The sequence below is a fragment of the Campylobacter sp. US25a genome (assembly GCF_004379075.1).
GTDB lineage: Bacteria > Campylobacterota > Campylobacteria > Campylobacterales > Campylobacteraceae > Campylobacter_D > Campylobacter_D jejuni.
In genome coordinates, this window is the sequence record NZ_RYYM01000020.1 from 1 (window position 1) to 9,476 (window position 9,476).

A 9,476-nucleotide genomic window follows, 5' to 3' on the forward strand; every position below is an offset into this window, starting at 1 on the left:
CTACTAAAATCCAAGATATGAAACATTGTCCAAATGATTTCTAGATCTTTTTCAAAAACAACAATATGCTGATGATTTTTATTTTGTAATAAAGCTTTAAATAAAATTCCATTTCCAAAACCATAAAAATATAATACAGGATAAAGTAGATATTTATCATTATAAGTGTTTAACATAGTGTTTAATTCACTTATGACATTTTCATAAAGAAAAGTATTATCACTTGTATCTTTTAGATTAATATCTAGATTATCTTTACCCAAAACAAGTTCAAATTTAGTATCTTTAATTTTTTTTAACTCTTCTTTAAGAATTAAATTGCTTAAAGCATTAAGATTTTTATTAAAGAGTTCTTTTTGAGTAGGATTAAAAGTCATTTAAAATCTCCTTGTTTTAAAGCATCGCCAAATTTTATATCTTTACTAGCTTTTTTTCCTAAAAGTTCTTGATAAAATTTAGGATGCAACCCAAAAGAGGGACGCACGGATTTTACATTTTCTTCGCTGAAAATTTCACCTTTTTTGATATCCTTACTTGCATATAAACTTCTTGCAAAAACACGGTTTTTAAGAGCTTTTTCATCTAAGTCTAACTTATCATCGCCTAAAGCACTTTCAGCTTGTCTTACTGCATCTACCATAGCTTTAAATTCATCAAAATCAAGACTAAATTTACTGTCTTCACTTTCTATATTTTTATCTAACATAAAATGTTTTTCTATCACTCTAGCTCCAAGTGCTACTGCTATAACAGGGGCTAAAGAGCCAAAACTATGATCGCTTAATCCCACTTCAACATTAAATTTTTCTTTTAAACTTACTATACCTTTTAAATTCATATCTTCTATGGCGGCAGGATAAGCTGAAGTGCATTTTAAAAAGATCAAGTCAGGATTTTTTTCTTTTTTAAAAATTTCACAGATTTTAAAAAGTTCTTCTTCTGTAGCAATGCCTGTTGAAACGATAGTAGGTTTTTTTTCTTTGGCGATTAAACGCACGAAATTTTCATCATTGGCTTCAAAAGAAGCGATTTTATAGGCTATAGGATCAAAGCGTTTAAGAAATTCTACATCTTCTTTAGCAAAGGGACTTGAAAAACAAAGTATGCCTTCATTTTGTGCGGTTTCAAAGATTTGAGAATGCCATTCATAAGGGGTTTTTGCACTTTGATAAAGCTCGTAAAGTTTTCTTTTGTCCCAAAGTCCTCCTTTGATGATGAAATCTTCTTTATCGCTATTTAGTGTGAGGCTATCTGGAGTGTAAGTTTGGATTTTTATCGCATCAGCACCTGCTTTTTTGGCAGCTTTTATACTTTGAAGTGCCATTTCAAGACTTCCTGTGTGATTGGCACTAAGTTCTGCTATGATAAAAACTTTTTTATCGGTGTTAAAATTTCCTATTTGCATTCTATAATTCTTTGATCTTGTTATAATTTTTCATGGATTATATCGTTATTTTTATAAAAATATAAATAGTTTTCTTTATAATTAATTATTTCAGTCGATATTTGTTTAAAATAATTATAAGTTTTTTATTTCAGTGAAGGTGATTTGATATGAAATTTTGTAAAAAATGTGTGATGCCCGATACAAAACCTGATTTACATTTTGATGCAGAGGGAGTTTGTGATGCTTGTCGTTCTCAAGAAGCTAAAAATCAAAATATTAATTGGCAAGAAAGAGAAAAAGAATTTTTTGAGCTTATAAAAAAATACAAAAAACATCCTGTTTATGATTGTGTTATCGGAGTAAGTGGCGGAAAAGATTCTACTTTTCAAGTGGTTAAAATGCTTGAACTTGGTCTCAATCCTTTATGTGTGTGTTTTGAGCCTAGTGTGCCTACGAAAATAGGACGCAAAAATTTAGACAATTTAAATCATTTGGGCGTGGATTTGATCCATATCAAGCGTGATCCAAAAGTTTATCAAAAACTTGCCCGTGAAGCTTTTATAAGAACTGGGGATAATGAGTGGCAAAACCATTTGGGAATTTTTACTTCTGTTCCACGCATAGCAGTAAATTTTGGAGTGCCTTTGATCATCTGGGGAGAAAGTCCGCAGATAGAGTATGGCGGTCCTGCGAGTAGTAAAAATAAGAATATTTTAGGCAGAGAGTGGCTTGAAGAATTTGGCGGACTTTTAGGAAATCGTGCTTCTGATATGCTTGGGGTAAATGGTATCACTGAAAAAGATTTGTTTTTATATACTTATCCAAGTGATGAAGAACTTCAAAGAGTAGGGGTTACGGGGCTATTTTTAGGGTATTATTTTAAATGGGACTATAAAAAAATTCTTGAAATTTCTAAAAAATATGGTTTTTTAACTCTAGATCATCCTGTTGAGACTACTTATGAAAATTTTGAAAATTTAGATTGTTTTTCTAATCATGTGCATGATTATTTAAAATACTGCAAATACGGCTTTGGTAGAGCAACAGATAATGCTTGTTTGGATATTCGTTTAGGCTATATCAGCCGTGAAGAAGGGGTGCGTTTGGTGCAAAAATACGATGGCAAGCCCCCTAAAAAGGCTATTAAAAAATACCTTGAATTCAGTGGTTTTAGTGAGGAAGAATTTCAAAAAATAGTAGATTCTTTTACCAATAAAAAAATCTTTAAACGCGATGAAAATGGCAAATTTTTAAGAGATTATGATGGTTCTTTGGTAAGAAAAGATGAGTGTGTTTTAAAATGATAGCGCTCATTGATTACAAGGCGGGAAATTTAAACTCTGTTGCTAAGGCTTTTGAAAAAATAGGAGCTACAAATTTTATAGCTAAAAATCCAAAAGATTTGCAAAAAGCAGATAAATTGCTTTTACCTGGAGTGGGATCTTTTAAAGAAGCGATGAAAAATTTAAAAGAACTTGGTTTTATAGAAGCTTTAAAAGAGCAAGTTTTGGTGCAAAAAAAACCTATTTTAGGCATTTGTTTGGGAATGCAGCTTTTTTTAGAAAGGGGCTATGAAGGTGGAGTTTGCGAAGGACTTGGTTTTATAGAAGGTGAAGTAGTCAAATTTGAAGAGGATTTAAATTTAAAAATCCCACACATGGGTTGGAATGAACTTGAAATTTTAAAACAAGAGCCTTTATATCAAGGCATAGAAGATAAGAGTGATTTTTATTTTGTGCATTCTTTTTATGTGAAATGTAAAGATGAGTTTGTGAGTGCTAAAGCACAATATGGGCATAAATTTGTCGCATCTTTGCAAAAAGATCATATTTTTGCGACGCAGTTTCATCCTGAAAAAAGTCAAAATTTAGGCTTAAAACTTTTAGAAAATTTTATAAGGCTTTAAATGTTAAAAACTAGAATTATCCCTTGTGTGTTATTAAAAAATTCTCAACTTGTTAAAAGTATAGAATTTAAAGATTTTCGCACTATAGGGCATTTAACTTCAACAATGAGAATTTATAATGCACGCAATGTTGATGAACTTATTATCTTAGATATAGATGCTTCAAAAAGTGGTGAGATAGACTTTGAAAGCATAGAGGATCTTGCTAAAGAATGTTTTATGCCTTTAACTATAGGCGGCGGGATAAAAACTCTTGAAGATATACAAAAGATTTTAAATTTAGGTGCGGATAAAATTTCTATCAATTCTAAAGCCTTAGAAGATAAAGATTTTATAAGTAAAGTGGCAAATCGTTTTGGTTCTCAATGTATAGTTTGTTCTATAGATGTTAAAAGAAAAGGAGATCAACTTTGTGTTTATGATAGGGGAAATTTACTTGAAAAAAATCCTTTAGAACTTGCTTTAGAATATGAAAAAAAAGGTGCTGGAGAGCTTCTTTTAACTTCTGTGGATTTTGAGGGAAAAGCAAAGGGTTATGATTTAGAGCTTTTAAAGATCTTTCAAAATAAACTTAAAATTCCTCTTGTTATCAATGGAGGACTTAGCAATCCAAGTGATGGAGTTAAAGCTTTAAATTTGGGTGCTGATGCTTTAGCTGGGGCTTATATTTTTCATTTTTCTAAGTACACCCCTAAAGATATAAAAGAAGAATTAGCTAAGCAAGGTTTTGCAGTTAGGATTATCTAATACAATATAAAAAAAATCTCCATCTTCTTTTGTGATGATAAAATTATTATTCTTATAAAGTTTTAAAGCCTTTTCATTATCTTTAAAAACACAAGCTTTTAGGGTTTTTATCTTTAAAATTTCAAAGGCGTATTTTTTGATTTCATTCATTAAAATTTGTCCTACGCCTTTTAAATTAGGTTTTGCATAAAGTCCAAATTCACAAGATTTAGTTGTGATATTGACAAAATCAATCACACCAATAATCTGCTCATCTTGAAAAACTAAAAAATATTTTTTGCTAGAATCTTGATGTAAATTTTTTAAAAATCTTAAATGTTCTTCAAAATCGATATGTTTTGTTTTCATAAATTGACTCATATCGGGGTGATTACGCCATTTAAAAATCAGCTTTATTTCTTGAGAATTAAGTTCTGTGAAATTTTTAAGTTTTATCAATGCCTATACTCCACTTCATAGCCTTTTTGAGCTAGCCAATTGGCTAGTTTTTCTTGATTTTTAGCAACACAGATGGCTTTAAAATTTGCTTTTAAAAGTAAGGCTTCATTGACCAAAGAGCTTGCACTGATGATGAGTTTATTGCTTTCATTCATAAGCTTTGCTAGATTTTCATCTATAAAAAGTTTGATATTTTCATGATCTTTTATAAATTTTTCAAGCTTTTTAAGGTTGGGATTTGACGAGCTTGTAGCGATAGCAATTTTTTTATTCCTAGGTAGATTAGAAGCGATATTTATGGAAAGATTTTTGATATCTGTTCCGCCCATGCAAATGAAAAAATCATATTTTTTTTCTCTATTTTCTTTGGCTTCTTGATAAAATTCTTCTCTGATTAGGGCATAAGAAAAACCACATCTTACTTCACATTTAAAAGGTACTAAACCTTCATAATCACTTGCTTTTGCATAGGCATTGACATTAAGTAAAATGTCACAATGATGAGGCTTTATTTCATCATCAAAGCTTAGAATTTTCGCCCCTGTTTCAAGCTTGATCAGTTTTTCATCATCTACGCTGATGTTATAGTGATCAATGATAAGAAGTTTAAATTTTTCTTCTTTGATGAGATTAATAAGCTCGTAGATACTTTCGCTACTAAGCTCATAAACAGGATAAGGAATTTCATCGATCAAAGAGCCTTCTAAAGGCAAACAAGCAAAGCTTACATCATCGTATTGTTTAGCTAAGACTAGATCGCGTTTAATGTGTCCAAAGCCTATTTGACTGGAGCTATCACTTCTAATAAGAACTTTCATGATTTGCCTTATAAAGTATTTTTGCAAATTCTAAATCTTGCATGGTGTCTATATCGCAAACTAAATTTCTTGGCAATACAAATACACTAGAATGAGGTTTAAACATAAAATCTTCTTCAAGCCAAGCTTTACTTGTACCAAAATAAAAAGCCCCTGCATCATGATAAGCTTTTGTTAAGTCTTGTGAGCGACTTTTATAATGTTTTTCATCAAACATATAAACTTGATTGTTCTCATTTAGATGAAAAGCCCTTTGTATAGGATACTCAAATTCAGTGGCGGCAAATAAAAACTTGCTTTCATTTTCTAAAAATTTCTCAAAAGCTTTTTTTAAAATTTCACTGCTAATTAATGGAGCAGTAGCATAAAGACAACAGACATGATCATAAATTTGATTTTGGCTTTGTAAAATTTCTATGGCATTTTGTACTACAGCAGTGCTTGAAGCATAATCATCGCTTAAATTTTTATCACGCACAAATGGAGCTTTTGCACCGTATTTTAAGGCTACTTCTATGATCTCTTCATCATCGCTTGAAAGCACTATTTCATCAAAAATACCCGAATTTAAAGCATTTTCTATGCTATAAGCGATTAAAGGTTTTCCTAGAAAATCAATGATATTTTTTCTAGGAATTCTTTTTGATCCACCACGAGCAGGGATGATACAAAGATTTTTCATAGCTAAGCCTTGTTTTTTGTGTTTTATTTTACTAAAATTTAAGTATAATTGTCTTTAAAATACAATAAAATGATACAAATAGGGTGGGAATAATGCTTATAAACCAAACCTTTGAAATTGATTCTTGTGATGATGTAGAACTAGGTATTAAAAGAACTAGCAAGCTTGAATACCGTATCAGTTATGATAATGAAAAAGATATCAAAGCTATAGTTTTTATAGTGGGTGGTTTTGGAGCTAATGCAAATATTTCTTTTTTAGACTTTGATAGAGAATATATTGCTAAAAAATTTGATGTTGTAGCGGTGCATGTTTTTTATCATTGTTTTTGTGCAAGACAAAGTATTGATCAAAAGTATAATCCAAAGCTTATTCCTAATCAAGATGATTTAGAGCGTATCAACGGTATTTTAAAAAATATTAATTTAGGGCATTTGTTGGCTAATGAAGATAATTTTGAACAAATTATTCCTCTTATAGAGCAAAAAGTTAATGAAATGAAACAAGCAGGTTTGGTTGATGAAAGCCAAAAAATAGAACTTTTTTGCGATTTTGTCCCACCTAATGGAGACTATCAAAACTATGGCATTATGGCAGCTATTGATCATATCAATGCTTTAAAAGATTTAGTTAAACGCTTTCCAAAATTTGCAGATTTACCAAAAATTTATGGGGGGGGTCATACGGAGGATACCTATCTTTACTCATAGCAAAAATAGCTCCTTGGTATGTGGATGGCGTGATTGATAATTCGGGTGTTTGCTTACCATTCTTGGCGTGCATTTTAGGAAGAGAAATGAATCAATGTGAATTTTATTTCGAAGAAAGTGGTCATAGGCTTTATTGTTTTGTGTATAAATATTGGACTAGGAATATAAATTCTTTTTATTATTTTGGGGATGAGAATTATTTAATCAGAGCAATTTTAAATTCAAATCATCTTAAAATTCAAGCAAATATTGATAGTGATATCGTTTTTTCGAGTTATCATAGTTTGCAAGATATAGGTGCGCCAGTGCAAAACAAAATAGAGCTTTATAAGTGTTATCAAGAGTTAGGATATGATGCCACTTTACATTTGATAAAAGATGAAAGTGATGTAGATGGTAGATTTATAAAAAGTTTAGAACATGGGCTTAGAATGACTGATAGAGCTTTATTTAGAAAAGAACTTCCTTTAATGCTTGAAAAATTGCAAGGAAGAAAATCTTTTATGCAAGAAAATTCCATCTCTTATCCTTGTGGAAATAAAGTGTTTACTTTTAAAGATGTGGGAGATAAAATTGAATTAGAGATAATAAACTAAAATAAAGACAAAGGATATATAAAATGACAGCATATTTACATATAGGAACCACCAATACAGGAAATCAAGAAAAACAAGGTTTTTTAATGCAAAATGAAGAAAAGCTTTTGAAAAAAGGTTATATTTATCCAAAAAGTCTTAGAGTGGCAAATAGACACTGGGCTTTGGTGGATATGGTTTTAGAGTTGGTTCAAAAGGAAAATATTTTAAAAGAGAAAAGTGTTTTAAGTCATATCATAAATGAAAGACTTTTTAGAACTATAGAAAATTTTAAAAGTGAAAGTGCTTTGCATAAAGATAAAAAATTTATTTTTTCAGCTGAGGGTATAGTTTGGGATTTTTCTACCAAAAAACATGTAGAAATTTTAGAAAAGATTATGAGAGAGTTAGGTTTTACTCAAATTTATATTATTGTATATTTTAGGGATACTTTGGGTTATTTAAACTCACATTGTTCTCAAGATCATAAAAACAATATGGGATATTATTCTGCTGATTTTGCCCCACAAGATCATCCTAGAAAATATATTTTTGATTATGAGTGGATTTGTAAAACTCATACTGAGGTATTTGGAGAAGAAAATTTGATAGTAAGACTTCTAAGGGAGGATTATGTAGGAGGGACTTTGCTCAAGGATTTTGTTTATCATTTAGGACTTGAATGGGATGAGAGTTTTGTTTTAAAACAAACCAAAAATGAAAGTTTTAATCTTTTAGGAATGGAGCTTATGTCAAGATTAAATCAAAAAGATTTAAAGCAGGATAATCTTAATTCTTTGCTTTTTATGGCAAGAAGAAAATTTGAAGGCAGTAAAGAAAAAAGATTAAAATTTGCAGTGCAAAAAGATATTGCTAAGGCTTATGTGGATTATTTTGCTTCTTCGCTTGAATGGGTAAAAAACAAATATTTCCCGCATAAAAATTCTCTTTTTGCTCCTATAAATTGGGAAGAATACGAACAAAATTATACTTTAACTCACACACTAAGTAAAGATTGGGATGATGCGGCGGATTTTATAGCACAAATTATTGTTTCTAAAAATGAAATCATCAGTTCTTTAAAAGAACAGCTTAAACTTGCAAGGAAAGATTAGTCTTTCATTGCAGTTTCAAGCATTTTTTTGATATTTTCAAAGCTTTCAAAATTTTCAGGTGTGATAAATTCTGCTTTTAAGGGTTTTTTATAAAATTTTTCTATTTCAGCAACCAAAGCCATGATATCGATACTATCGATAAAATCTTCACTTACTAGATTTTCCATACTCTCATTGATATCTGTTCTTTCTATATTGATAAAAAATTGTTTGATTTCTTGCATTTTTGCTCCTTTGGTTTTCTTGAAATTATAAAATATTTATTTAAACAAGTTCTTTTAAAACTTTCCTATCAATTTTACCATTTTGATTGAGTTTAAATTTGTCAATTTTAATAAAATTTTTTGGGATCATATAAGAAGGTAATTTGTCTTTTAAAAAAGATTTAAAATTAATCTCTTTTTCGCTTTCATAAAAACAAATAATATCTTCTTTAAAAATACAAGCACTGTTTTTAATATTCACATGAGAATTTATCACACTTTCTATTTCTCCAAGTTCTATCCTATGTCCCATATATTTGATCTGATTATCTGCTCTTCCATAGCATAAAAGTTCGCCAAATTCATTATAAGAAACAATATCTCCTGTTTTATAGAGTAAATCTAAATAATTATCATGCAAAGGATTTTGAATAAAAGCTTGTTTGCTTTTTTCTTTGTCATTATAATACCCTAAAGATAAAGAAGTTCCACGCACGAAAAGTTCCCCTTTAACACCTATTTGTTTAGGACTTATAAAATTCATATTTTCATCAAAAACTAAAAGTTCTGTGTTTTTACATGCTTTACCTATAGGTAGAAGTTCTTCATCTTTAAAAGTGCGATTGATAATATAAAAAGAACATACATCAGTGATTTCTGTTGGGCCATAAAGGTTCGCAAATAAAGCATTGGGTAAGTGTTTACACCAAATATTTAGCTGCTTATTAGGCATGATTTCACCACAAAAAAGTATCTTTTTTAAGGTGTTTAAACTAAAATTATTCAAAGCTTCAGTATTTGCAAAATAAATCAGCACCGAAGGTACCCAAAATATAGTGCTTACTTTTTCTTTTTCAAGGCATTCTAAAATTTTATTTGGAAAGGCAAAAAGATG

General features: G+C 29.9%; 10 protein-coding genes and 2 pseudogenes. 5 read left to right on the plus strand and 7 right to left on the minus strand.

Annotation, left to right across the window (positions count from 1 at the left end; translation table 11 throughout):
• Both ELQ12_RS08935 and pseI read right to left on the minus strand, forming a co-directional pair.
• Positions 1 to 377 (minus strand): annotated as a pseudogene (locus tag ELQ12_RS08935) (motility associated factor glycosyltransferase family protein); the annotation flags it as partial.
• Positions 374 to 1,405, minus strand: coding sequence for a pseudaminic acid synthase (gene pseI / locus ELQ12_RS08940; protein WP_134264724.1), 1,032 nt, complete (start codon positions 1,403 to 1,405; stop codon positions 374 to 376). The gene pseI and the pseudogene ELQ12_RS08935, both read right to left, overlap by 4 nt.
• Positions 1,406 to 1,554: 149 nt before the next feature.
• On the opposite strand from pseI, the gene pseA reads away from it, so the two are divergent.
• Genes pseA through ELQ12_RS08955 form a run of 3 tightly spaced genes read left to right on the plus strand, consistent with a single transcriptional unit; the run spans position 1,555 to position 4,040 of the window.
• A complete protein-coding gene (pseA, locus tag ELQ12_RS08945; RefSeq protein ID WP_126252143.1) occupies positions 1,555 to 2,691 on the plus strand; it encodes a pseudaminic acid biosynthesis protein PseA in 1,137 nt (378 codons plus the stop codon).
• A complete protein-coding gene (gene hisH / locus ELQ12_RS08950) occupies positions 2,688 to 3,293 on the plus strand; it encodes an imidazole glycerol phosphate synthase subunit HisH (RefSeq protein WP_072224063.1) in 606 nt (201 codons plus the stop codon). The genes pseA and hisH overlap by 4 nt, the downstream gene beginning before the upstream one ends.
• The gene (locus tag ELQ12_RS08955; RefSeq protein WP_070242846.1) at positions 3,294 to 4,040 is read left to right on the plus strand and encodes a HisA/HisF-related TIM barrel protein; all 747 of its coding nucleotides are present in this window, start codon (positions 3,294 to 3,296) and stop codon (positions 4,038 to 4,040) included.
• On the opposite strand, the gene pseH is transcribed toward ELQ12_RS08955, so the two are convergent.
• From pseH to pseF, 3 genes are read right to left on the minus strand one after another with little or no spacing between them, the layout of a single operon-like run.
• The gene (pseH, locus tag ELQ12_RS08960) at positions 4,005 to 4,478 is read right to left on the minus strand and encodes a UDP-4-amino-4,6-dideoxy-N-acetyl-beta-L-altrosamine N-acetyltransferase (protein WP_126252142.1); all 474 of its coding nucleotides are present in this window, start codon (positions 4,476 to 4,478) and stop codon (positions 4,005 to 4,007) included. The two genes, ELQ12_RS08955 and pseH, sit on opposite strands and share 36 nt — an antisense overlap.
• On the minus strand, positions 4,475 to 5,296 hold the full coding sequence (pseG, locus tag ELQ12_RS08965) for a UDP-2,4-diacetamido-2,4,6-trideoxy-beta-L-altropyranose hydrolase (protein ID WP_134264725.1): 822 nt from the start codon (positions 5,294 to 5,296) through the stop codon (positions 4,475 to 4,477). The genes pseH and pseG overlap by 4 nt, the downstream gene beginning before the upstream one ends.
• Entirely contained in the window at positions 5,280 to 5,978 is a 699-nt protein-coding gene (gene pseF / locus ELQ12_RS08970; protein ID WP_126252140.1) for a pseudaminic acid cytidylyltransferase, read from the minus strand. The genes pseG and pseF overlap by 17 nt, the downstream gene beginning before the upstream one ends.
• A 92-nt stretch (positions 5,979 to 6,070) precedes the next feature.
• On the opposite strand from pseF, the pseudogene ELQ12_RS10755 reads away from it, so the two are divergent.
• Positions 6,071 to 7,284, plus strand: a pseudogene (locus ELQ12_RS10755) (DUF2920 family protein).
• A 23-nt stretch (positions 7,285 to 7,307) separates the two neighbouring features.
• Positions 7,308 to 8,378, plus strand: a complete 1,071-nt coding sequence (locus ELQ12_RS08985) for an acyl carrier protein (RefSeq protein ID WP_134264727.1) — start codon at positions 7,308 to 7,310, stop codon at positions 8,376 to 8,378.
• On the opposite strand, the gene ELQ12_RS08990 is transcribed toward ELQ12_RS08985, so the two are convergent.
• Both ELQ12_RS08990 and ELQ12_RS08995 read right to left on the minus strand, forming a co-directional pair.
• Positions 8,375 to 8,602 carry an acyl carrier protein gene (locus ELQ12_RS08990; RefSeq protein WP_002777686.1) on the minus strand — a complete coding sequence of 76 codons (228 nt, stop codon included), beginning with the start codon at positions 8,600 to 8,602 and terminating at the stop codon, positions 8,375 to 8,377. The genes ELQ12_RS08985 and ELQ12_RS08990 overlap by 4 nt on opposite strands.
• Before the next feature lie 40 nt (positions 8,603 to 8,642).
• Positions 8,643 to 9,476 (minus strand): AMP-binding protein (locus tag ELQ12_RS08995; RefSeq protein ID WP_166739605.1); only part of this gene is annotated, 834 nt, incomplete at its 5' end.